We start from the raw sequence: 23728 nt of genomic DNA, 5'->3' as shown, positions 1-23728 counted from the left end.
CCCCCCCCCCCCCCCCCCCCCCCCCCCCCCCCCCCCCCCCCCCCCCCCCCCCCCCCCCCCCCCCCCCCCCCCCCCCCCCCCCCCCCCCCCCCCCCCCCCCCCCCCCCCCCCCCCCCCCCCCCCCCTTTTCCGAGGCAGAGGGCGGCAAACGAGAAGATCAGGAGACAGGAGTCAGGACATGCGCTCTCCCATCCCCCAGCTCGCGGGGGCCCGGCCCAGGGGGGAAGGCCGCCGGACGCGCGGGCCGCGCGCAAGCAGGCGGGGGGCCTGCAGCCGATCCAACGCGCTTCCGGCCCGGGCCGGAAGAAGCGAATGTTCGTCGCCCGGCATCGGAAGCGAACGCCTGCCGACCAGCTGCCGGCGCGCGCGCCGGCCATCCTGCGAGACCAGTGATGCCGCGAAGGCGATGAAGAGAGAGGGCCGCCCTTCTAGCGCCCTGAATTTCGCCAATGTTGTCACATTCCCTCTATGCGTTTCCTCATTTAAATAGAAAGCATGCGAAGCCTGCCGGCCTGCGGCAGGCTTCTTCGGGCTTTGCCGGCGCCGGGGGTTAGTCTCTTCTATTTCTGGCAATGCTGATAGAACGAGTACTAGCCGGCTCTATGTGACCGGCGTTTTAATCACGAGCATTTGGGGGAATGAACAATGAGGCAGATTCTGTTAGTGACGGACGGATGCTCCAATGTCGGCGTCAGTCCGGTCGTGGCGGCCGCGCAGGCGCATGCCGTCGGCATCACGGTCAACGTCGTCGGCATCGTCGACCAAGGCGAGCTCGTCGAATTCGGCACGACGGAGATCGAAGAGATCGCCCGGGCCGGCGGCGGGCTCAGCCGGCTTTCCCATACGCGGCAGCTGTCCCAGACGGTGCAGATGCTGACGCGCAAGACGGTCGTCCAGACGATCCAGCACGCCGTGCACCGCGAGCTGAAGCAGGTGCTCGGCGCGTCGTCCATCGAGGAGCTCCCGCCGGAGAAGCGCGGCGAGGTCGTGCGCGTCATCGACGAGCTGAGCGAGACGAGCCGCCTGCAGGTGGCGCTGCTGATCGATGCCAGCGCGAGCATGAAGCCGAAGCTGCACGCGGTCGAGGAAGCGATCCGCGACCTGGCGCTCAGCCTGCGTTCGCGCCAGGGCGGCAGCGAGCTGTCGGTGTTCCATTTTCCGGGCTCGGCCTATGGCGAGGACTGCCGGATGGACCTGGATTGGACGACGGACATCGGCGGCGTGAACGCGATTTTCCCGCGGCTGCAGATGCGCGGCACGACGCCGACGGGGCCGGCGATCCTGCATGTCATTGATTTTTACCAGAAAGCCGATTATGGTAATAGGAAGAATGATGAAACGGACGGGATGATGAGTGACTACGTCGTTTGAATGGAGCCTCCCGCGCGGCACGCCGATCCGGGGCAAGTGGAAGCAGGGGACGTACCGGGTCGAGCGGCCGCTCGGCGAAGGCGCGAACGGCAAAGTGTTTCTCGTCGAACGGCACCGCCAGCTGTACGCGCTCAAGATCGGCGCCGACGCCGTCGACCTGCAATCCGAGGTGAACGTGCTGCAGGCGATCGCGGGGCAGAAGCGCAGGCAGGGGAACAAGGCCGGCGCCTTCCTCGTCGACGTGGACGATTTCCAGGCCGCCGACGGGAAGGACTATCCGTTCTACGTCATGCGCTACATCAAGGGCCTGACGCTCGGGGATTACTTGGAGCGGCAGGGCAAAGAGTGGCTCCCGGTCGTCGGTTTCCATCTGCTCGGCAAGCTGGCCGAGCTGCACGAGGCCGGCTGGGCGTTCGGCGATCTGAAGCTCGAGAACGTCATCGTCGAGGACTACGGACGGCCCGAGCTCGTCGATTACGGCGGCGCCACGGCGTTCGGCAAAGGCGTGCGGCAGTTTACCGAGATCTACGACCGCGGCTATTGGAACGCGGGATCGCGCACGGCGGATGCGGGCTACGACCTGTTCTCGTTCGCCGTGCTTTGCGTGCAGCTGCACGAGGGGCGCCGGCTGTCGCAGCTGTCCGCGGGGCTGCTGCCGCAGAACCGGACGCAGGAGGAGCTCGCCCGGCTCGCGGCGTCGAGCTCGCACTTGAAGCCGCTGAGCGGTTGGCTGCGCAAGGCGTTCTACGGCGAATTCCGCAGCGCGCGCGAGGCGGCCTCCGCCTGGCAGCAGTGGATGCACGGGCCCCGGCGGACGCGGAGCCGCGCGGCGGCCCCGGCGCCGCGCTGGATGAAGGGGCTGTTCGCGCTGTCGGCGGCGCTTCTCGCCACGACGGTCTACTGGCTGCTTCGTTCGGGCTTGTAGTCGTCGCGTCCATCGGACAATAGAGAATCTAGCAGATCGGCAAGGAAGGGGGACGCGGCGTGGAAGAGTGGCTGAAGGAGCTGTCGGAGTATGCCAAGTCGGAAGGGCTCTGGGCGCCGGGCGACGCGGTGGTCGTCGCCGTCTCCGGGGGACCGGATTCCATGGCGCTGCTGCATGCGCTGCACCGGCTGTCCGGGCCGGAGTCCCTGACGCTCGTGGCGGCCCATGTCGACCATGGCTTTCGCGGCGAAGAGTCCGCGAAAGAGGCGGAGTCGGTCCGCCGGTTCGCGGCGTCGCTCGGCGTTCCGTGCGAATCTGCCTATATCGACATGCCTGCTTATATTGAAGCAACGGGCATGAACGGCCAAGCGGCGTCCCGCGGGAAGCGGTACGAATTCCTGCTCGGCGTTGCCCATACATACGGGGCGTCGCGCATCGCGCTCGCCCACCACGCCGACGACCAGGCGGAGACGGTGCTCATGCGGATTTTGCGAGGAACCGGGCTCTCGGGGCTCGCCGGCATTCCCGTTTCGCGTTTCGAAAAAAACGTGGAACTTATTCGGCCGCTTTTGCGTAAATACAAGGCAGACATCCTGCGCTACTGTGAATCTTGGGCCATCCCGTACAGCCATGACAGCAGCAACGGGCAGCGGCACTATTTCCGCAATGCCGTCCGGCTCGATATTCTGCCGTATCTGTCGGCGTACAATCCGCAGCTGCCGCAGTCGCTGGTGCGATTGGCGGAGCTGGCTTCGGCCGAGGACGATTGGCTGGCGCTCGAAACGAAGGCGGTTTACGATCGCCTGGTCCTGCCTCACCGCGAAGGATGCCAATTGAACCGCAAAGCGCTGCTCGGTTTGCACGTCGCTTTACAAAGGAGATTGATTAAACTAATATTGAGTTATATTGGCTTGGAAACGGAACCCTCTTCATTCGAAAGCGTTGAAACGATACGGCTTGCGGCCTCCGAGGGCGCGGCCACGACGTGGAGCTACGATGCAGGCGGCGGCATCCGGTTCGTGCGCGAGTACGACGATTTGCGCTTCATCCGCGCCTGGGATGCGGGACGGGAAACCGTCGCTCCGGGCGGATACGCTTACGCTGTGGCGGAAGGGACGACGTCCCTCAGCCTGCCCGAAGCGGAAGCGATTTTGTCGTTCGAGGAGACGGCTGCGGCAGGCGCGCGCCGGCCGGGAAACCGGCGGGAAGCGCTGTTCGACGCTGACGCGATCCGCTACCCGCTCACGGTACGAAACCGGCGGCCCGGCGACCGTATGGCGGTGCTTGGTTTAAACGGCACCAAAAAAGTACAAGATATGTTCGTTGACGATCGCGTGGCTCCCTCGCGCCGCGAAGTGCTCCCGATCGTCGTGGACGCCAATGGACTGGTGCTATGGATTCCGGGCATCCGCAGATCGGCCTCGGCGTTGGTCGCGGATTCGACGACGCGCTTTCTGCGCATGAAAGCGCGATTTGCGTCGGATTTTACCGATTGACGAATTGTCCGAATAAGATGCGCGGAACCATTCATAGTATAGGCAAGAAACATTAGGAGGGCCCGTGTTGCTGAACGACATTCAAGAAGTGCTTTACGACGCAGACCAAATTCAGCAGAAGGTACAGGAGCTTGGCGAAACCATCAGCCGCGAGTTCGAAGGACGCAATCCCCTTGTCATCTGCGTGCTCAAGGGCGCGTTTATTTTTATGGCGGATTTGGTCAAAACCATTACCATTCCGCTCGAGATCGACTTTATGGCGGTGTCCAGCTACGGTCAATCGACCAAGACGAGCGGCGTCGTCAGGATCATCAAGGACCTTGACGCTTCGGTGCAGGGCCGCGACGTCCTCATTGTCGAAGACATTATCGACAGCGGGTTGACGCTCAGCTACCTCATCGACGTGCTTGAGCGCCGCAACGCCAAATCCATCACGCTGGTCACGCTGTTCGACAAGCCGGCGGGCCGCAAGGTGGAGCTGGAAGCGGACTATAAAGGCTTCGTGCTGCCGGACGCGTTCGTCGTCGGGTACGGGCTCGATTACGCGGAGCAGTACCGCAATCTGCCGATTATCGGCATCTTGAAGCCCGAGGTTTACGAAAAGTAACGGAACCACACAAGGATGCAATCCGCCTTGTCAGACGGCTCCCGCCCGCCGGGGGCTTCTCGTGCAGGGTCCACTTAGTTTTTGCGTCTTGAGAGGAGGTAGGGGATGAATCGGATCATCCGCAACACTGGCTTTTATTTGATTATTTTTTTGGTGACCGTCGGGATCTTCCAATTTATCAGCAGCCAAAACGACTCCAGCACGGAAATTCGCTACGACCAGTTCAGGCAGGAATTGCAAAGCAACAACATCGCTGAACTGCAGTATCAATTCGACGGGTATTCGTACTTGATTACGGGGGAGTACAAGAAGAAGCCGGAGGGCGCTGACTCCAACCAGTTCTACACCCACTCCAACGTCGAGGAATTCGTCGTGAAGGAAGTGTACGACGCCCAAGTCAAGAACGGGTTCGAGATGAAGAGCAAGCCGATGGAAGGCCAAAGCATCTGGCTGACCTTCCTGACGTCGATCATCCCGTTCGTGATTATTTTCATCCTGTTCTTCTTCCTCATTAACCAAGCCCAGGGCGGCGGCGGCAAAGTCATGAACTTCGGCAAGAGCCGCGCCCGGCTATATAACGAAGAGAAGAAACGCGTCACGTTCGAGGACGTGGCGGGCGCGGACGAAGAGAAGCAGGAGCTCGTCGAAGTGGTGGAGTTCCTGAAGGATCCCCGCAAGTTCGCGGCCGTCGGCGCGCGCATCCCGAAAGGGGTGCTCCTCGTCGGACCTCCGGGTACCGGTAAAACGCTCCTCGCGCGCGCCGTCGCGGGCGAAGCGGGCGTGCCGTTCTTCAGCATCTCCGGTTCCGACTTCGTGGAAATGTTCGTCGGCGTCGGCGCATCCCGCGTCCGCGACCTGTTCGAGAACGCGAAGAAGAACGCGCCATGCATCATCTTCATCGACGAGATCGACGCCGTCGGCCGCCAGCGCGGCGCCGGCCTCGGCGGCGGACACGACGAGCGCGAGCAAACGCTCAACCAGCTCCTCGTCGAAATGGACGGCTTCGGCGCGAACGAAGGCATCATCATCGTGGCGGCGACGAACCGTCCGGACATTCTCGACCCGGCATTGCTGCGTCCAGGCCGTTTCGACCGCCAAATCACGGTCGACCGTCCGGACGTCAAAGGCCGCGAAGCGGTCCTGAAAGTCCACGCGCGCAACAAGCCGCTGACCCGCGACGTGAAGCTCGACGTGATCGCCAAGCGCACGACCGGCTTTACGGGCGCGGATCTGGAGAACCTGCTTAACGAAGCGGCGCTCCTGGCGGCCCGCCGCAACAAGAAAGACATCGGCATGATCGAGGTCGACGAAGCGATCGACCGCGTCATCGTCGGCACGGAGAAGCGCAGCCGGATCATCAGCGACCGGGAGAAACGGATCGTCGCCTATCACGAAGCGGGCCATACGATCGTCGGTTACTTCCTGGAGCACGCCGACCAAGTGCATAAAGTCACCATCATCCCTCGCGGACGCGCAGGCGGCTACGTCATCATGCTCCCGAAAGACGGCGACCGCATGCTGACGACCAAGCAGGAATTGCTCGATAAAGTCACCGGCTTGCTCGGCGGCCGCGTCGCCGAAGAGATCTTCATCGGCGAGATCGGCACCGGCGCCTACAGCGACTTCAAGCAAGCGACCGGCATCGTCCGTTCCATGATCATGGAATACGGCATGAGCGACAAGCTCGGCCCGATGCAGTTCGGCAGCTCGCAGGGCCAGGTGTTCCTGGGCCGCGACATCGGACACGAGCAGAACTACTCCGATGCGATTGCGTACGAGATCGACCAAGAGATGCAATCGATCATCCAAGCGTGCTACGCCCGGGCGAAGCAGCTGCTCACCGAGAAGAGCAAGGAAGTGCATTTGATCGCGCAAACCTTGCTTAGCGAAGAAACGCTGGAGCTCGAGCAGATCAAACGCCTGATCGAGAGCGGTTCGATCGCGGGAGACTCCGGCGGCCCGGTTACGACCGAGGAGCCGAAGGGCGACCCGATCGTCGACACGATCGGCGGCGTGAAAGTGCGCATCCAATCCAAAGAAGCCGGCGATATCGTCACGCCTCCGGTCGATCCGGACAGCGGCAACGACGACGGCAACGGAAACGGGAACGGAAGCGGCCCGCAACAATCGTAACCCGCATATAATCGGCGACCGACCGCCCTTTGCAGACCTGTCTGCAGGGGGCGGTTTTTTTGTGCGCGAATGCCGCCGTTCGGCCGGATTCCAAGCAGAACCAAGCCTGCGGGACGCGGGTCCCGTTCCGGCGGGCCTACCGTCCGACAATGGGGAAAATGCCCGCTTTTGTGTGTTGACAGCATACCGGAACGTGTGTAAATTTAATGTTAATTACTGATATTGCCGACTGCGAGTCATGGGTTTGTCGAGAGCCGGCCTGAGGGCCGTTCTTGTTCAGATTCGCGCTCTCGATATAAAGCGGCACAAACAGGCATGGGGGCAGGTTCGCCCGTTTATTTTGGCAGAGTTTGTGCATCTGTTCACAAAGTCAGGGAAAAGAGGGGAAACGCCATGGAAGCACTAGCGCTCGAGCGCAAAGCGGAGCAAAATCGCGAACTGCGGGAACGGCTGCTGCAGTTGAAGAAGGAACGAAACGCCATTATTCTTGCTCATTATTACCAGCGCGACGAAATTCAGGAGGTCGCGGATTTCCGCGGCGATTCCTTCCTGCTTGCCCAGAAGGCGGCCGAGACCGATGCCGACGTCATCGTGTTTTGCGGCGTTCATTTCATGGGCGAAAGCGCTAAAATTTTGGCGCCGAACAAAACGGTCATCATTCCCGACGAGCGCGCCGGCTGCCCGATGGCCGACATGGTCAACGTGGACGGCCTGCGCAAGCTGAAGGCGCAGCATCCGAACGCGAAGGTCGTGACGTACATCAATTCGTCCGCCGAGATCAAAGCGGAGACCGACATTTGCTGTACGTCGGCGAACGCGGTGCGCGTGGTCAATTCGGTCGACGCCGACGAGATCATTTGGGTGCCGGACAAGAATCTCGGCCACTACGTGCAGCAGAAGACCGACAAGAAGATGATCATCTGGGAAGGCTACTGCAACACGCACGACATGCTGACCGTGAAAGACGTCGAGGAAATGAAAGCGAAACACCCGAACGCGCAGTTCGTCGTGCATCCCGAATGCCGTCCGGAAGTCGTCGCGCTGGGCGATTTCGTCGGCAGCACGACCGCCATCATCAAGCACTGCAAGGAATCCGATTGCCAGGAATTCATTGTCGGCACGGAGGACGGCACCGGTTACCAGCTTCGCCTCGACAGCCCGGGCAAGACGTTCCACTTCGCGACGAAGTACCTGGTCTGCCCGAACATGAAGGTCAACAACCTGAAGAAGCTCGTGAAGAGCCTGGAAACGATGCAACCGCAAATCTACGTGCCGGAAGACGTTGCCGCGAAAGCGCGGTTGTCGCTCGAACGCATGCTGCAAGTGAAGTAACGCAGTAGGAACGCCGCTCCCCACTTTCCGAAAAGAAGGGAAAGCATCGATATGATTCCACGTTATCTCGTAGACGAGCAGCTCGAAGAGCTGCCGGTATTGCATAAAGACGTCATCGTGATCGGGGCCGGCATTGCCGGCCTCTTTACCGCCATCAAGGCCAGCGAGCGCTACGACGTGCTCATGATTACGAAGAAGTCGCTGCTCGACAGCAACACGCGCTACGCGCAGGGCGGCATCGCCGCCGTCATCTCGGAAGACGACAAGCCGGAGTATCATCTTCAGGATACCTTGTTCGCCGGGGCCGGGCTATGCTCCGAGGAAGCGGTCGACGTGCTCGTGCATGAAGGCACCAAGGGCGTGCAGGATTTGGTGGGCATGGGCACGAAGTTTGATGTGGAGAACGGCGAATTCGCCTTGACCAAAGAAGGCGCGCACAGCCAGCGGCGCATCTTGCATGCCAACGGCGACGCTACGGGCTATGAGATCGTTCGTGCACTTTCGGAGAAGGCGGTGGCCAACCCCCGCATCGAAGTGTGGGACGATCATTTTGTCATTGACCTCGTCACCGACGGCAACGTGTGCGTGGGCGCGCTCGTCCAGAAACCGGACGGACAGCGTCTGATCGTGCGCGGCAAGGCGACGGTTCTGTGCTCCGGCGGCACCGGGCAGCTGTACCGGTATACGACGAATCCGGAGGTGGCGACGGGCGACGGCATCGCCATGGCTTATCGGGCGGGCGCGGAGGTTCGGGACATGGAGTTCGTCCAATTCCATCCGACGTCGCTCTGCTATCCGGGCGCGCCGCGCTTTCTGATTTCGGAGGCCGTCCGCGGCGAAGGCGCCTACCTGCGCAACATTCGCGGCGAGCGCTTCATGGCGAAGTACCACGAGCAGCTGGAGCTTGCTCCCCGCGACGTGGTCGCCCGCGCGATCGTCAGCGAGATGGAGGAGACGAAGTCGACGTTCGTGTTCCTGGACGTGACGCACGAATCCGCGGAGATGGTCAAGCATCGTTTTCCGAATATCTACCAATACTGTTTAACCTATGGCCTCGATTTAACCACGGACTGGATTCCGGTGGCGCCGGCGGCGCATTATATGATGGGCGGCGTCTCGACCGACTTGAACGGCGAAACGAGCATCTCCCGTCTGTTCGCTTGCGGCGAATGCTCGTCGACGGGCGTGCACGGCGCGAATCGGCTTGCCAGTAACTCGCTGTCCGAAGCGATCGTGTTCGGCCGTCGGATCGTCGAGCGCATCCATTTGTTGGCCCCCATGGAAGAAGAGCCGCGCGTGCGCATGGAATCGCTGTCGCGCACCGAAGCCCCGATCCAGGCCGTCGTCGAGAAGCGGTTGAAGCTGCAAAAACTCATGGTGCGCTACGCGGGCCTGAAGCGCAATGCGAACGGACTTCGCAAGGGGCTCGAGGAGCTGGGGCGGTTGAGCTCGATTTTTCGCTCCGTCATTACGAAGCGCGAGGAATACGAGTTCGCCAACCTGCTCACGTGCGCGCTGCTGACGACGGAAGCCGCGCTGACCCGGGAAGAAAGCCGGGGCGCGCACAGCCGCGAGGATTTCCCGGACCGCGACGACGAGATATGGCGCAAGCACGTCGTGCTTCATCGCGAGCACGGCTTAACGGAGGAGCGAATTGAGTATGTTTGAAGCAACGTTGGCATCGGCCGGCGGCATTAGTCCGGACGCGGTGCGCGCGCAGATCCGCGCATGGCTGGCCGAGGATATCGGCACGGGCGACATTACGAGCTGGGCGACGATTCCCGCGGGAAGCCAATCGAAGGCGATCATCCACGTGAAGGAGTCCGGCGTGCTTGCCGGCATTCCGGTCGCGCGGCTGGTGTTCGAGGTCGTGGACCCGTCGCTCGCGTTTCGGCCGCTCGCCGCGGACGGCGACGCCGTCGCGAAGGGCGACGTCATCGCGGAGGTCGAAGGCAGCACGCACAGCATCCTGACCGGCGAGCGGCTGGCGCTGAACCTGATGCAGCGGCTGTCCGGCATCGCGACGAAGACGCGCGCGTTCGTGGACGCGCTCGAGGGATTGCCGACGCGTCTCGTGGATACGCGCAAGACGACGCCTGGCCACCGGACGCTGGAGAAATACGCGGTCCGGATCGGCGGCGGCCATAATCACCGTTTCGGCTTGTACGATGCCGTCATGATCAAGGATAATCATATCAAGGGGTCCGGCGGCATCGCGGGCGCGGTGAAGGCCGCGCGCGCGGCGATTCCCCACACGATGAAGATCGAGGTGGAGACGGAGTCGCTCGGGCAGGTGGAAGAAGCGCTCGAGTGCGGGGCTGACATCATCATGCTCGACAACATGCCGCAGGACGGCATGCGCGAGGCCGTGCGCGTCATCAAGACGCGCGCGCCGCACGTCATCGTCGAAGCGTCGGGCAACGTCCGGTTGGACACGGTGCGCGGGATCGCGGAATGCGGCGTGGACGTCATCTCGGTGGGCGGCCTGACGTATTCGTTCCAGTCGCTCGACATCAGCCTCGACCTGAACGGCAAGAAGGGAGGCGCTTCCGCATGATCGTCGTCGTGGACGTAGGCAACACGAACATCGTGCTCGGCATCTACGAAGGCCGGAAGCTGCTGTACCATTGGCGACTCAGCACGAACCGCTCGGCGACCGTTGATGAATACGGAATCATGATCCACAACCTGTTCCAGATCGCGAACGTGAAGCTGGATGAGATTCAGGGCGTCATCATATCCTCCGTCGTACCGCCGCTGATGCGGACGCTGGAGCAGCTGAGCCAAAAATACTTGCGCAAGCCGCCCCTGGTCGTCGGCCCGGGCATCAAGACGGGGCTGAACATCCGGTACGAGAATCCGCGCGAGGTCGGCGCGGACCGGATCGTCAATTCCGTGGCGGGCATCGAGAAGTACGGGACGCCGCTCATCGTCGTCGATTTCGGCACGGCGACGACCTTCGACTACATCGACGCCGACAGCAACTACTTGGGCGGCGCCATCGTGCCGGGCATCGGCATTTCGACGGAAGCGCTGTACCAGCGCGCCGCGAAGCTGCCGCGCATCGAGCTGATGCGGCCGAAGAGCGTTATCGGGCGCAACCCCGTCACGTCCATGCAGGCGGGCATTATTTTCGGCTACGCCGGGCAGGTCGACGGCATCGTGAACCGGATTCGCAAGGAATTCGGCGTTAACCCGCGCGTGATCGCCACGGGCGGGTTGGCCGATTTGATCGCGGCGGAGTCGGAGACGATCGAGGAAGTCGATCCGCTCCTGACCTTGGAAGGCCTGCGCATGATTTACGAACGGAATCAGGATTGACACGAGACTAACCCTTATCCGCTGCAACACCGACAGCAGGGATTCGACATATTTGCAACACCGAAGGAGGCCATCGCATCATGGCAGAAGAAACGAACAAGAAGCACGATTATCTCGTGCGGGGCACCGCTTGGAACGGCCAGCTGCGCGTGTTCGCCGTGCGGACGACGGAGCTCGTCGAGGAGCTGCGAAGCCGGCACCGGACGCTGCCGACGGCGACGGCGGCTCTCGGCCGGACCGCGACGGCCGGCGCCATGATGGGAGCGATGTTGAAAGGCAGCGAGAAGCTCACGATTCAGGTCAAGGGCGACGGCCCGGTCGGGCAAATCGTGGTGGACGCCAACGCGAACGGCGAAGTCCGCGGCTACGTCGACAACGGGCAAGTCCTGCTGCCGAGCAACGCGCTCGGCAAGTTGGACGTGGCCGGGGCGGTCGGACGCTCCGGCTACATCCACGTCATCAAGGATCTCGGGCTGAAGGAGCCGTACCGCGGCAGCACGCCGATCGTGTCGGGCGAGCTTGCGGAGGATTTCACGTATTATTTCGCGACGTCCGAACAGACGCCGTCCGTCGTCGGGCTGAGCGTGCTGGTCGACGAGTACGGCGGCGTGATTTCGGCGGGCGGCTTCATCGTGCAGGTGCTGCCGGGCATGCCGGAGGACGAAGTCGCGAAGCTGGAGGCGGCGCTGGCCGGCATGCCGGCGATTTCCGCATTGATGGAACAGGGCGAGACGCCGGAGGGATTGCTCCGCTGGGTTGTAGGCGAAGACGTGACGCTGATGGACGAATTGGGCGTTGCGTTCAAATGCCAATGCTCCAAAGAGCGCGTCGAGCGCACGCTGATCAGCCTGGGCGAGCATGAACTCAGACAGATTATTGAAGAAAACGGACAAGCTGAAGTCGAGTGCCATTTCTGCAACGAGAAGTATGTGTTTGACCGCCCGCAGCTGGAGATGCTGCTCGAACAGGCGAAGCCGAAACCGATGCAATAAATCGGAGGCCGAGCGATCATGAAGAAGGACCGGGTGCTGCAGGTAATCGTGCTGCTGCAAGCCTTATGTTTGATAGTGATGGCGCTGCTCGTCGTCTATCGCGTGCTGCTTCCGCCGAAGAGCGAGCCGCAGGTGCCGCCCGGCGGTGCGCAAGGACACAAGGACGCGCCCGCGATCGAGCCCGATCCGGTCGTGGCCAGGGTCGGCGACGAGCAGATTACGGAGAAGGAACTGAACGGCCGCTTGAACGCGCAATACGGAGACGCCGTATTGCGGACGCTCATGGTCCAAGCGGCTATCCGTTTGGAGGCGAAGGCATACGGGCTGAACGTGACGGACGGGGAAGTGGACGACGAGCTGGCGAGGATGATGACGGGGTACGACGGGCCGGAGGCGTATTACGACGCGATGAAGGAGCAGCTCGGGCTCTCGCCGGACGAGATCCGGGAGGACGCGAGATACCGGCTGCTGCTGGAGAAGATCGCGGTGCGGACCGCGGACGTCGGCGATGACGAGGTCGAGGCGTACATCGCGGACAATCCGCAGGAGTTCGCGCCGCATACGCAGCTGCGGATCGCGTGGATTTTGTCCAAGACGGAGAAGGACGCCGACGGCGTGATTCAGCGGCTGGAGGACGGCGAGGATTTCGAGCTGATGGCCAAAACCTACTCCGTCGACGCCGACACGGCGCAGGACGGCGGCGACCTCGGCTACATCGACGCGGACGATCCGCTTGCCGATCCGGCGATGCTGGCCGCGGCGAAAGAACTGAGCGTCGGGGAAACGACGGGACCGGTTAAGGTCCGGGACGGCTTCGCCGTCTTGCGCCTCACGGAGAAGCAGACGGACGCGCAGATGGACCCGGAGAAGAGCCGCGATCAAGCGCGCAAAGAAATCGCCATGGCCAAGCTGAACGGCCAGCAGGCGATCGAGGACGGCTTGCTCGCCAAATACCATGCGGCGGTCCTGCCATAGGCACCGGGATAGGCACCGGGTCAAGGCGCCTATTCGACGAAACTCGCTATTGACAAGAGCTGGCACCGATTGATAAGATGTAAGTAATACCTACTGAATTAGTCGGAATAAGGAGGAGCAACTTACATGGCTAAGATTGTACAGAGCGTTACGGAATTGATCGGGGATACGCCGCTTGTCCGCTTGAATCGTCTGGTGCCGGAAGACAGCGCCGAAATCTACGTCAAGTTGGAATACCAGAATCCGGGCGCGAGCGTGAAGGACCGGATCGCCATCAGCATGATCGAAGCGGCCGAGCAAGAGGGACGCATCAAGCCGGGCGACACGATCGTGGAAGCGACGAGCGGCAACACCGGGATCGGGCTGGCCATGGTTGCCGCGGCGAAGGGCTACAAGGCGATTCTCGTCATGCCGGAAACGATGAGCATCGAGCGCCGCAACCTGCTTCGCGCTTACGGCGCGGAGCTCGTGCTGACGCCGGGGGCCGAGGGCATGAACGGCGCCGTCCGCCGCGCGGAAGAGCTGCGGGCCGAGAATCCCTCCTACTTTATTCCGGAGCAATTCAAGAACCAAGCGAACGTGAAAATCCACCGCGAAACGACCGGTCCGGAAATCGTCGAAGCGATCAACTCGCTGGACGGCAAGCTGGACGCGTTCGTGGCGGGCATCGGCACGGGCGGTACGATCTCCGGCGCCGGCGAAGTGCTGAAGCAGAACTTCCCGGGCATCAAAGTCGTGGCGGTCGAACCGGCGGCGTCTCCGCTGCTGTCCGGCGGCAGCCCGGGCGGCCACAAGATCCAGGGGATCGGCGCGAACTTCATCCCTGAGATTCTGAACCGCGAGATTTACGATCAAGTCATCACGATCGAGAACGACGAAGCGTTCGAAACGGCGCGCCGCGCGGCGAAGGAAGAAGGCATCCTGTGCGGCATTTCCTCCGGCGCGGCGATCTTCGCGGCGTTGAAAGTGGCGAAGGAGCTCGGCAAAGGCAAGCGCGTCGTGGCGGTCGTTCCGTCCAACGGCGAACGTTACCTGTCCACGCCGCTGTTCAACTTCGAGAACTAATTCCGGCCGCTCGGCCGACTGTACGAGGAGAGGGCCCTGGCGAAGGGGTCCTCTTTTTGCGTCCGGTCAGGCCGGCCCGTCCCGCCGAAAACCGGCGCGCTTCTGTGCCGCTTTGACTCCGTGAGCTCCGTAACCCGCCAACTCCGCGCCCCCGTGCCACCGCGCCATGGCGCCACCGCACCACGGCGTCTCCGCACCGCGCTTGCGCCCAGGCGTCGCCCTTCCCTTTTCGGTTCAATTTCGGTATACTAGCTTCCAACCGAGAGCCTTAGGCTCGTGAGACGATGAACGGCAAAGAAGCGGAGGGCTTTGGACGTGGAACGGACTGCCTTGAACGATTGGCTGACCTGGCAGGCGCAGGGCTATACATCGCTGCCGCTCGTGATGCAGCGCCCCCTGGGCGGCGCGGAGGCCGGCCGGCCGGCTTCATGGGAAGCTGCCTGGCAGGAAGGCGCGCCGCATGCGTTCGTGCTGGAGAGCGGCAAGAGCGGCCGCTACACGTATTTGGGCTTGGCGCCGGCTTCCGTCATCCGCGGCGGCTTAATGCGCGGTGAAGCGGTGGACGCCATGACCGGGAAGGTGACCGTATACGAGCAAAAGCCGCTGGATGCGGTCCGCAGCTGGATGGGCGGGCGGCGGGCGCCCCGCGTGCCGGGCGCGCCGAAGTGGACGGGCGGCTGCGCGGGCTACTGGAGCTACGACGTCATCCGGACCATCGAGCGAATCCCGGAGCTGGCCGAGGACGATCTCGGACTGCCGGACTATTTGTTCATGCGGATGGACGAGCTGTGGATTCTCGATCATGCGGCGATGCGCTTATATGCCGCGGTTCATACCGAGCTGCCTGCCGACGCCGCGCCGGCGGGGCTGGAGGCGCTGTACGCGCAGGCTTCCGCCCGGGCGGAACGGATGATGGCGCGGTGGACGTCGTTCGCCGAAGGGCTTGCGGCGGGCCAAGCGGAGAAGCTCCGCGACGAGCGGCTGCGCTTCATGGCGGACGAGGCCGCGATCGTCGAGGCCGAGTCGGCGGACGGCATCGCGTCGCCTTTCGGGAAGGAAGCGTATGAAGCGGCCGTCGCGCGCATTCAAGCGTATATCGCGGCCGGCGACGTGTTCCAGGTGAATCTGTCCCGGCGGCAGGACCGGGCGTTCCGGGGGGACCCCCGCGAGCTGTACGAATGGCTGCGCCTCGTCAATCCGTCGCCGTATATGGGCTACCTGGGCGCGCCCGACTTTCAGCTCGTCTCCGCCTCGCCGGAGCTGCTCGTGGAGCTGGCGGACGGGAAGCTGGCGACCCGGCCGATCGCGGGTACGCGGCGCCGCGGGCGAACCGCGGAAGAAGACCGGCGGATGGCGGAGGAGCTGCTGGGCACGGAGAAGGAACGGGCCGAGCACATTATGCTCGTCGATCTGGAACGCAACGACCTTGGCCGCATTTCCGCCTACGGCTCCGTCAAGGTCGAGGAGCTGATGGTCATCGAGTACTACAGCCATGTCATGCATTTGGTCTCTCAGGTGGAAGGCACGCTCGCGGAAGGCAAGGACGCGTACGACGTCATCGCCGCGACGTTCCCGGGCGGCACGATTACCGGAGCGCCGAAGATTCGCACGATGGAGATCATCGAGGAGCTGGAACCGACGAGGCGCGGGCCGTACACCGGCTCCATGGGATGGATTGACTACAACGGGGATATGGAATTTAATATTATTATACGTACGATGGTCGTGAAGGACGAAGTCGTCCATGTGCAAGCCGGTGCCGGCATCGTCATCGATTCCTTGCCGGAACGCGAGCATTTCGAGTCCATGAACAAGGCGAAAGCGCTGTGGAAAGCGATTCAATACAGCGAGCGGCGAGCGGCGCCGATCGGCGCATCGAACGACGGCGGCCGGAACCGGAACGCATCCGAAGGGGGAAACGCGCATGATATTGGTCATCGATAACTATGATTCGTTTACGTACAACTTGGTGCAATATTTAGGCGAGCTAGGCGAGGACATCGTCGTGAAGCGCAATGACGAGATCGACCTGGACGGCATCGCCGCGCTCAAGCCGGACCACATTCTCATCTCGCCGGGGCCGTGCAGCCCGGACGAAGCGGGCATCAGTCTCGCGCTCATCGAGCGGTTCAAGGGCGAGATCCCGATTTTCGGCGTCTGTCTCGGCCATCAGGCGATCGGACAAGCGTTCGGCGGCGACGTCGTGCGCGCGGATAAGCTGATGCACGGCAAAACGTCGCCGATCTTCCATGACGGCCGGACCGTCTTTGCCGGGATTCCTTCGCCTTACACGGCGACCCGGTACCACTCGCTGATCGTCAAGCGCGAGACGCTGCCGGATTGCCTCGAGATCAGCGCCGAGACGGAAGAAGGGGAGATCATGGGCCTTCGCCATAAGGAATACCCGATCGAAGGCGTGCAGTTCCACCCGGAATCGATCATTACCGAGCACGGGCTGACGCTGCTGCGCAATTTCCTCGGCATGCGCGCGGGCGCGGCGCGATGAACGTCGGATGGAATGGCGGTATCAAGCGCCAGGAGGAAGCCGTGATCTCGGTCTACGATCACGGTTTTTTGTATGGGATGGGCTTGTTCGAAACCTTTCGCACCTACGGGGGACGGCCGTATTTGTTGGAACGGCACTTGACCCGTCTGGCCGAGGGCTGCCGGTCGCTCGGCATTCGGTACGAGCCGGATGCCGGAGACGTGCGGAGCTGGCTGCGGGAGCTCATGGCGGCCAACGGGCTGGACGAGGCGTACGTGAGATTGACGGTGAGCGCCGGAGAAGGCGTGCTCGGGCTGCCGGCCGGCGATTACGAAGCGCCGAACGCGCTGCTGCTCGTCAAACCGCTTCCTTCGGCTTCCCCCGAGGTATATAAGTATGGACGCGAGCTGGCGCTGCTGGCCACGCCGCGCAACACGCCGGAAGTGGAAGTTCGGCTGAAATCGCTGCATTACATGAATAATATCGTCGCCAAGCGGGAATTAACGGCAATAGGGGCGTCGCCCGGCGCGGAAGGCCTCATGCTGACGCGCGAGGGCCGGTTGGCCGAAGGCATCGCGAGCAATTTGTTCTTTGCGCGCGAGGGCCGCGTTCATACGCCGGCGATCGAGACGGGCATCTTGCCCGGCGTGACGAGGCGGCGGGTCATCGAGCTCGCCGCCGGCGAAGGCATCGCGGTCGAGGAAGGCTTGTACGGCTGGGACGAGCTGGTTAGCGCCGACGAGGCATGGGTGACCAATTCCGTCCAGGAGCTGGTGCCGGTTACGACGCTGCGGGACCGCGAAGGCCGGACCCGCGCGATGGGCGGCGGACAAGCGGGGCCGATCGCGAGCCGCCTGCTGGCGCTATATCGGGAGGATACGAAGCCATGACGAAACCTTATCCGCTGCATCCGGAATGGCCGTTCCGGCGGACGTACGCGTTTCCGGGCGGCGTGAACCTGGAGCTCGGCAAACGCACGCTGATCATGGGCATCCTGAACGCGACGCCGGATTCCTTCTCCGACGGGGGGCGCTACAATACCGTCGAAGCGGCGGTCGCCCACGCGCGGCAGCTGGCGGACGAAGGCGCGGACATCCTCGACATTGGCGGAGAGTCGACGCGGCCCGGTTTCGCGGCGGTTCCGCTCGAGGAAGAGCTCGGCCGCGTGGTGCCGATCATTCGGGCCATCCGGGAGGCGCTGCCGGAGATGCCGCTGTCCATCGACACGTACAAGGCCGAGACGGCCAAGCAAGCGCTTGAAGCGGGCGCGCACATCATCAACGATATCTGGGGGCTGAAAGGCGATCCCCGAATGGCGGCGGTCGCGGCGGCCTGCCGCTGCCCGGTCATCATCAGCCACAATCGGCACGACCGGGACTACCGCGATTTGGCGGCGGACGTCATCTCGGACTTGCGCGGCAGCATCGCGCTTGCGCAAGCGGCCGGCGTATCGGATGCCGACATTTGGCTCGATCCCGGGATCGGCTTCGCCAAGACGCGCGACGACAACCTTGCGCTCATGAACGAGCTGCACCGGCTGACCGCGGAAGGGTATCCCGTTCTGCTCGGCACGTCCCGCAAGAAGTTCATTCGCGAGACGCTTGGTCTCGCGACGGACGAAGTCGCCTACGGCACGGCGGCCACGACGGTGCTCGGCATCGCCCAGGGCTGCCAAATCGTCCGCGTCCACGACGCGCGCGCCAACCGCGAAGCGGCGGCAATGACCGACGCGATCGTCTACCCGCGTTAGCGGCGAAGAACCGGCGGCAAGATCGCCGCGTAGATGCAAGCCCAACGAAGGAGAGGGGAATCGGAGGATGACCATGGATACAATGACGCTCCGGGGGATGCGCTTTTTCGGGTACCACGGCGTGTTCCCGGAGGAGAACAAGCTGGGGCAGCAGTTTTTCGTCGATTTGACCTTGCGGCTCGACCTGTCGGAGGCGGCGGAGACCGACGACTTGGAGGCCACCATCAATTACGCCGAGGTCCACGCGTTCGTGAAGACGATCGTCGAGGGCCCGCCGTTCAAACTGATCGAAGCTTTAGCCGGTCACATTGCATCGGCCGTGCTCGACGCTTATACTAGTGTAAATGAAGTGACGGTTGCGGTAACGAAGCCGCATCCGCCGTTCGAGATTTATTTCGACGGCGTGACGGTGGAACTTTGCAGAAAGCGGGATGACCATGGAAGACAACAACCCGCCGGGAGATGACATGCGGCCAAGCCCGCGGAGTCATGCTTTTCATACGGCATATATCGCGCTCGGCTCCAATGTCGGAGACCGGGTTCGTCTGCTTCGCGACGCGCTGAACTTGCTGGGCGGGCATCCGGGCATCGAGGTGCTTCGGGTTTCGGCCGTATACGAGACCGAACCGGTCGGCTACACCGACCAGCCGGCATTTCTGAATATGGCCGCCGCCCTGGGCACGACGCTCGGGCCGCATGAACTGCTGCGCGCCATGCTCGGCATGGAGAAGCAGCTCGGACGGACGCGGGACATCCGCTGGGGGCCGCGCACGATCGACCTGGATTTGCTGCTGTACGATGAGACGGCGCTGGACGACGAAGAGCTGACGCTGCCCCATCCGCGGATGATGGAGCGGGCCTTCGTGCTCGTGCCGCTTGCCGACGTGCTGGAGAGCGGGCATCCGCTGCGCGGCCGGGCGGCCGAAATCGCGCAGCGGGCCTTACAGGACAGAGGGGAAGGAATCGCGCTATGGAAAACGATCACTTGGCAGGGCGCGTCCGCGCATTCCGAAAACTGAAAGGATACACGCAGCAGGAGCTGGCCGCGAAGCTGGACGTTTCCGTCGCCGTGCTCGGCTCGTTGGAGCGGGGAACGCGCAAGCCGGACCCCAAGCTGCTGGAACGGATTTCGGAGGCGCTCGGCGTCAGCTACGCCGATTTGACCGCCGAATCGCAATCGTAACGAAGGCTTCATGAATATTGGTTTTCGCATTTCCACTACATTACCTCTGCGAGTCAGAAGGGAGACTGGATGTCCATGCTCAAAATCGGAAACATCGAGATGAAAAACAATGTCGTGCTGGCGCCGATGGCAGGTGTGTGCAACCCGGCTTTTCGACTGATCGCCAAAGAGTTCGGCACCGGCCTCGTCTGCGCCGAAATGGTCAGCGACAAGGCGATTTTGCACGGCAACAAGCGCACGATGGAAATGCTGTTCGTCGACGAGCGCGAGAAGCCGCTCAGCCTGCAGATCTTCGGCGGCGATCGCGAATCGCTGGTGGAAGCGGCGAAAGTCGTTGACAAGCAGACGAACGCGGATATTATCGACATCAACATGGGCTGCCCCGTGCCGAAAGTGACCAAATGCGACGCGGGCGCCCGCTGGCTGCTCGACCCGAACAAAATCTACGAGATGGTGTCGGCCGTCGTCGACGCCGTCGAGAAGCCCGTTACCGTCAAAATGCGCATCGGCTGGGACAGCGAGCACGTCTACGCGGTCGAGAACGCCCAAGCCGTGGAGCGCGCGGGAGGCCAGGCGGTCAGCGTCCACGGCCGCACGCGGGAGCAATTGTATACCGGTACCGCGAATTGGGATATTATAAGGGATGTTAAGCAGGCGGTCTCCATTCCGGTCATCGGCAACGGCGACGTGTTCACGCCCGAAGACGCGCAGAAGATCCTCGACCATACCGGCTGCGACGGGGTCATGATCGGCCGCGGCGCCCTTGGCAACCCGTGGATGCTGTACCGGACCGTGCATTATTTGACGACGGGCGAGCTGCTCGGCGATCCGACGCCGCGGGAGAAGATGGACGTCGCGATCCTGCACATGGACCGGCTCGTGAACCTGAAGGGCGAATCGACGGCGGTTCGCGAGATGCGCAAGCACTTGGCCTGGTACCTGAAGGGCATTCCGGGAGCGGCGCGCGTGAAGGACGTCATCATGGAAGAGACCTCCCGCGATAAAATGGTGCGGATTTTGGGCGATTTTGTCGAAGCCTTGGGCGAGCAGAGCGAAGCTCCCGTGGCTTCGATCGCATCGAACCGAGACGCGGTCGCCTACCACTGAACAGAGCGCAAAGGAGCCCCCGCGGCGCCTTTGCGCTTCGCCAAGTTAAGCGATTACATTTCGATTTCCCTTTCGTTGACATATAGTTGAACATGAAATATAATCTTCCAATAACAAACCGTCGCCAAGGGTTTTGGAACGTTGACCGATTTCCGCGCGGTGTCATCACGGGCATGGAGCGTAATATAGTAAGTAACAGTGAATTCATACTCCGTATGAATAAATGCCACACGACAGGAGAAATGGTACCATGAGCGATAAAGAGATTATTCTTACACAAGACGGTCTAACCAAGCTTGAGGACGAACTCGAAAACCTGAAATCCGTCAAACGGCGGGAAGTGGCGGAACGGATCAAAGTGGCGATCGGGTACGGCGACATCAGCGAGAACTCGGAATACGAAGACGCGAAGAACGAACAGGCTTTTATCGAAGGCCGAATCATTACCCTGGAGAAAATGCTGCGCAACGCCCGCATTATCAATAACGATGAAATCGATATCGATACGGTGAGCATCGGCTCGATCGTCACGGTAGAAGATCTGGAGTTCGGCGACACGATGGAATATACGATCGTCGGCACGGCGGAATCCGATCCGCTTCACAATAAAATTTCGAACGAAAGTCCGGTCGGCAAAGCGATTCTCGGCAAAAACAAAGGAACCATCGTGGAAGTCAGCGTGCCCGCCGGCATTATTCAATATAAAATCGTCGATATTAAGAAATAAACAGGCATGCCTTTCGAAAAAGCTTCCTTGTGGAAGCTTTTTTCAACATAGAGGACCATTTTTGCTGTAGAGTAAGGATTAGGCGTAACCCGTCGCTGCGGCGACAAGCCGGCCGGCGGGCGGAATCAGAAGGAGATGAATCGCGTTGGAGCAAGGAAACGGCACGAATGAACAAGAGTTAAGCGAACTGCTGCGAATCAGAAGAGAGAAGCTCGACGATCTGAGAAACCTCGGAATCGACCCGTTCGGCGGGAAGTTCGAGCGGTCCCATCAGGCCCGGCAAATTCTTGCGGCCTATGACGAAGTGGGCAAGGACGAGCTTGAGGCGCAAGGCGCCGACGTGGCGATCGCGGGACGGATCATGCAGAAGCGCGCCATGGGCAAAGCCAGCTTCGCGCATATTCAGGACTTGAGCGGCAAGATCCAAATCTACGTCCGCAAGGACTCCGTATCGGAGTCGCAATACCAAGCGTTCGACATGCTCGACATCGGCGACATCATCGGCGTTCGCGGCACCGTGTTCAAGACGAACACGGGCGAGACGTCCGTCAAGGCGAAAGAAATCGAAGTGCTGTCCAAATCGCTGCTTCCGCTGCCGGACAAGTTCCATGGCTTGAAGGACGTCGAGCTGCGGTACCGCCAGCGCTACGTGGATTTGATTACGAATCCCGAAGTGCAGCAAACGTTTATTTCCCGTTCCCGCATCATCCAGTCGATGCGCCGGTATTTGGATTCGCTCGGTTACTTGGAAGTCGAGACGCCGACGCTGCACGCGATCGCCGGCGGCGCGGCCGCCCGCCCGTTCATCACGCACCATAACGCGCTCGACATGCAGCTGTACATGCGGATCGCGATCGAACTGCACTTGAAGCGCCTCATCGTCGGCGGCATGGAGAAAGTATACGAGATCGGCCGCGTGTACCGGAACGAAGGCATTTCGACGCGCCACAATCCGGAGTTCACGATGATCGAGCTGTACGAAGCTTATGCCGACTACAAGGATATCATGGCGCTTACGGAGTCGCTGATCGCGCATATCGCGCAGGAAGTGCTGGGCACGACCAAGATCATGTACCAAGGCCAGGAGGTCGACCTGTCGCCGCCGTGGCGCCGCGTCTCCATGGTGGATCTGGTCAAGGAAGCGAAAGGCATCGATTTCAGCCAGCCGATGACCGACGAAGAAGCGCACGCGCATGCCAAAGCGCATCATGTCAAAGTAGAGCCGCACTGGACGTTCGGCCATATTCTCAATGCCTTCTTCGAGGAGTTCGTGGAACATACGCTCATTCAGCCGACGTTCGTCACGGGTCATCCGGTCGCCATTTCGCCGCTGGCGAAGAAGAACGACGCGGACCCTCGGTTCACCGACCGGTTCGAGCTGTTCATCGTGGCGCGCGAGCATGCGAACGCGTTCACGGAGCTGAACGATCCGATCGACCAGCGCCAGCGTTTCGAATCGCAGCTGCTGGAGAAGGAACAAGGCAACGACGAAGCGCACGAGATGGACGAAGATTTCATCCGCGCCTTGGAATACGGAATGCCGCCGACCGGCGGTCTCGGCATCGGCATCGACCGGCTGGTCATGCTGCTGACCGACGCGCCGTCGATCCGGGACGTGCTGTTGTTCCCGCTCATGCGGGAGCGCGCGGGCGAATAATAAGAACGACGGAACGCAGGGGCGCACCCTGCGTTCTTTTTGTTTTCCATGAGCTGCTATCAAATTTAAAAAAAGTTTTAAAAAAGGGTTGCATGATTATGTATGACTATGATATATTAATCAAGTCGCCGCTGAGACATGGGCGAACGAGCGAGAAACATTTGTTCCTTGAAAACTGAACAATGAGCGACCTGTCAAAAGGTTTGAACAAGCTAGTTTTTGAATGAGCTAACAAGCGAATTCATAAATGATCTTCGGATCACTTTTATGGAGAGTTTGATCCTGGCTCAGGACGAACGCTGGCGGCGTGCCTAATACATGCAAGTCGAGCGGAGTTATTCCTTCGGGGATAGCTTAGCGGCGGACGGGTGAGTAACACGTAGGCAACCTGCCTGCAAGACCGGGATAACATTCGGAAACGAATGCTAATACCGGATACGCAGTATCCTCGCATGGGGAGACTGGGAAAGACGGTGCAAGCTGTCACTTGCAGATGGGCCTGCGGTGCATTAGCTAGTTGGCGAGGTAACGGCTCACCAAGGCGACGATGCATAGCCGACCTGAGAGGGTGATCGGCCACACTGGGACTGAGACACGGCCCA

At 61.7% G+C, this 23728-nt stretch carries 23 protein-coding genes and 1 rRNA gene; all 24 read left to right on the top strand.

From position 1 onward, the window contains the following. Positions 1–393: hypothetical protein (locus tag I8J29_RS31195; protein ID WP_208851193.1), on the top strand; the 393-nt coding region annotated here is incomplete at its 5' end. A gap of 252 nt (positions 394–645) precedes the next feature. Then, positions 646–1371, top strand: coding sequence for a vWA domain-containing protein (locus I8J29_RS31190; RefSeq protein ID WP_208851192.1), 726 nt, complete (start codon positions 646–648; stop codon positions 1369–1371). Next, entirely contained in the window at positions 1355–2296 is a 942-nt protein-coding gene (locus I8J29_RS31185; protein WP_208851191.1) for a serine/threonine protein kinase, read from the top strand. Before I8J29_RS31190 ends, I8J29_RS31185 begins: the two co-directional genes overlap by 17 nt. A gap of 59 nt (positions 2297–2355) precedes the next feature. Beyond that, positions 2356–3792: a tRNA lysidine(34) synthetase TilS gene (tilS, locus tag I8J29_RS31180; RefSeq protein ID WP_208851190.1), complete on the top strand. Its 1437-nt coding sequence runs from the start codon at positions 2356–2358 to the stop codon at positions 3790–3792. 67 nt (positions 3793–3859) lie between these two features. Next, positions 3860–4399, top strand: coding sequence for a hypoxanthine phosphoribosyltransferase (gene hpt, locus I8J29_RS31175; protein WP_090648836.1), 540 nt, complete (start codon positions 3860–3862; stop codon positions 4397–4399). A 105-nt stretch (positions 4400–4504) separates the two neighbouring features. Beyond that, positions 4505–6532, top strand: coding sequence for an ATP-dependent zinc metalloprotease FtsH (gene ftsH / locus I8J29_RS31170; RefSeq protein ID WP_208851189.1), 2028 nt, complete (start codon positions 4505–4507; stop codon positions 6530–6532). A gap of 315 nt (positions 6533–6847) precedes the next feature. Continuing rightward, positions 6848–7864, top strand: a complete 1017-nt coding sequence (gene nadA, locus I8J29_RS31165) for a quinolinate synthase NadA (protein ID WP_276316361.1) — start codon at positions 6848–6850, stop codon at positions 7862–7864. Between the two features lie 51 nt (positions 7865–7915). Then, the gene (gene nadB, locus I8J29_RS31160; protein ID WP_208851187.1) at positions 7916–9532 is read left to right on the top strand and encodes an L-aspartate oxidase; all 1617 of its coding nucleotides are present in this window, start codon (positions 7916–7918) and stop codon (positions 9530–9532) included. After that, complete coding sequence (gene nadC / locus I8J29_RS31155) at positions 9525–10421, top strand: carboxylating nicotinate-nucleotide diphosphorylase (RefSeq protein ID WP_208851186.1); 897 nt, start codon at positions 9525–9527, stop codon at positions 10419–10421. Before nadB ends, nadC begins: the two co-directional genes overlap by 8 nt. Next, positions 10418–11185: a type III pantothenate kinase gene (locus I8J29_RS31150; RefSeq protein ID WP_208851185.1), complete on the top strand. Its 768-nt coding sequence runs from the start codon at positions 10418–10420 to the stop codon at positions 11183–11185. Before nadC ends, I8J29_RS31150 begins: the two co-directional genes overlap by 4 nt. Positions 11186–11265: 80 nt before the next feature. Further along, entirely contained in the window at positions 11266–12177 is a 912-nt protein-coding gene (hslO, locus tag I8J29_RS31145) for an Hsp33 family molecular chaperone HslO (protein ID WP_208851184.1), read from the top strand. An 18-nt stretch (positions 12178–12195) separates the two neighbouring features. After that, positions 12196–13152, top strand: coding sequence for a peptidylprolyl isomerase (locus I8J29_RS31140; RefSeq protein WP_208851183.1), 957 nt, complete (start codon positions 12196–12198; stop codon positions 13150–13152). Positions 13153–13278: 126 nt separating this feature from the next. Continuing rightward, positions 13279–14217 carry a cysteine synthase A gene (gene cysK, locus I8J29_RS31135; protein ID WP_208851182.1) on the top strand — a complete coding sequence of 313 codons (939 nt, stop codon included), beginning with the start codon at positions 13279–13281 and terminating at the stop codon, positions 14215–14217. A 315-nt stretch (positions 14218–14532) separates the two neighbouring features. Next, positions 14533–16161, top strand: coding sequence for an anthranilate synthase component I family protein (locus I8J29_RS31130; protein WP_420831177.1), 1629 nt, complete (start codon positions 14533–14535; stop codon positions 16159–16161). Continuing rightward, positions 16142–16723: an aminodeoxychorismate/anthranilate synthase component II gene (gene pabA / locus I8J29_RS31125; protein WP_208851181.1), complete on the top strand. Its 582-nt coding sequence runs from the start codon at positions 16142–16144 to the stop codon at positions 16721–16723. The genes I8J29_RS31130 and pabA overlap by 20 nt, the downstream gene beginning before the upstream one ends. After that, a complete protein-coding gene (locus tag I8J29_RS31120) occupies positions 16720–17592 on the top strand; it encodes an aminotransferase class IV (protein WP_208851180.1) in 873 nt (290 codons plus the stop codon). Before pabA ends, I8J29_RS31120 begins: the two co-directional genes overlap by 4 nt. Then, entirely contained in the window at positions 17589–18452 is an 864-nt protein-coding gene (folP, locus tag I8J29_RS31115) for a dihydropteroate synthase (RefSeq protein ID WP_208851179.1), read from the top strand. The genes I8J29_RS31120 and folP overlap by 4 nt, the downstream gene beginning before the upstream one ends. Positions 18453–18525: 73 nt before the next feature. Beyond that, the gene (folB, locus tag I8J29_RS31110) at positions 18526–18918 is read left to right on the top strand and encodes a dihydroneopterin aldolase (protein WP_208851195.1); all 393 of its coding nucleotides are present in this window, start codon (positions 18526–18528) and stop codon (positions 18916–18918) included. Between the two features lies 1 nt (position 18919). After that, a complete protein-coding gene (folK, locus tag I8J29_RS31105) occupies positions 18920–19471 on the top strand; it encodes a 2-amino-4-hydroxy-6-hydroxymethyldihydropteridine diphosphokinase (protein ID WP_208851194.1) in 552 nt (183 codons plus the stop codon). Beyond that, positions 19423–19635 carry a helix-turn-helix domain-containing protein gene (locus I8J29_RS31100; RefSeq protein WP_208851178.1) on the top strand — a complete coding sequence of 71 codons (213 nt, stop codon included), beginning with the start codon at positions 19423–19425 and terminating at the stop codon, positions 19633–19635. Before folK ends, I8J29_RS31100 begins: the two co-directional genes overlap by 49 nt. Positions 19636–19710: 75 nt before the next feature. After that, positions 19711–20742, top strand: coding sequence for a tRNA dihydrouridine synthase DusB (dusB, locus tag I8J29_RS31095; RefSeq protein WP_208851177.1), 1032 nt, complete (start codon positions 19711–19713; stop codon positions 20740–20742). A gap of 250 nt (positions 20743–20992) precedes the next feature. Further along, positions 20993–21469: a transcription elongation factor GreA gene (greA, locus tag I8J29_RS31090; RefSeq protein ID WP_208851176.1), complete on the top strand. Its 477-nt coding sequence runs from the start codon at positions 20993–20995 to the stop codon at positions 21467–21469. 145 nt (positions 21470–21614) lie between these two features. Next, positions 21615–23126, top strand: coding sequence for a lysine--tRNA ligase (gene lysS, locus I8J29_RS31085; RefSeq protein ID WP_208851175.1), 1512 nt, complete (start codon positions 21615–21617; stop codon positions 23124–23126). Between the two features lie 264 nt (positions 23127–23390). Next, positions 23391–23728, top strand: a 16S ribosomal RNA gene (locus I8J29_RS31080); the annotation flags it as partial.

Source organism: Paenibacillus artemisiicola (genome assembly GCF_017652985.1).
Lineage (GTDB): Bacteria > Bacillota > Bacilli > Paenibacillales > Paenibacillaceae > Paenibacillus_Z > Paenibacillus_Z artemisiicola.
This window is presented reverse-complemented; position numbering and strand designations above follow the sequence as displayed.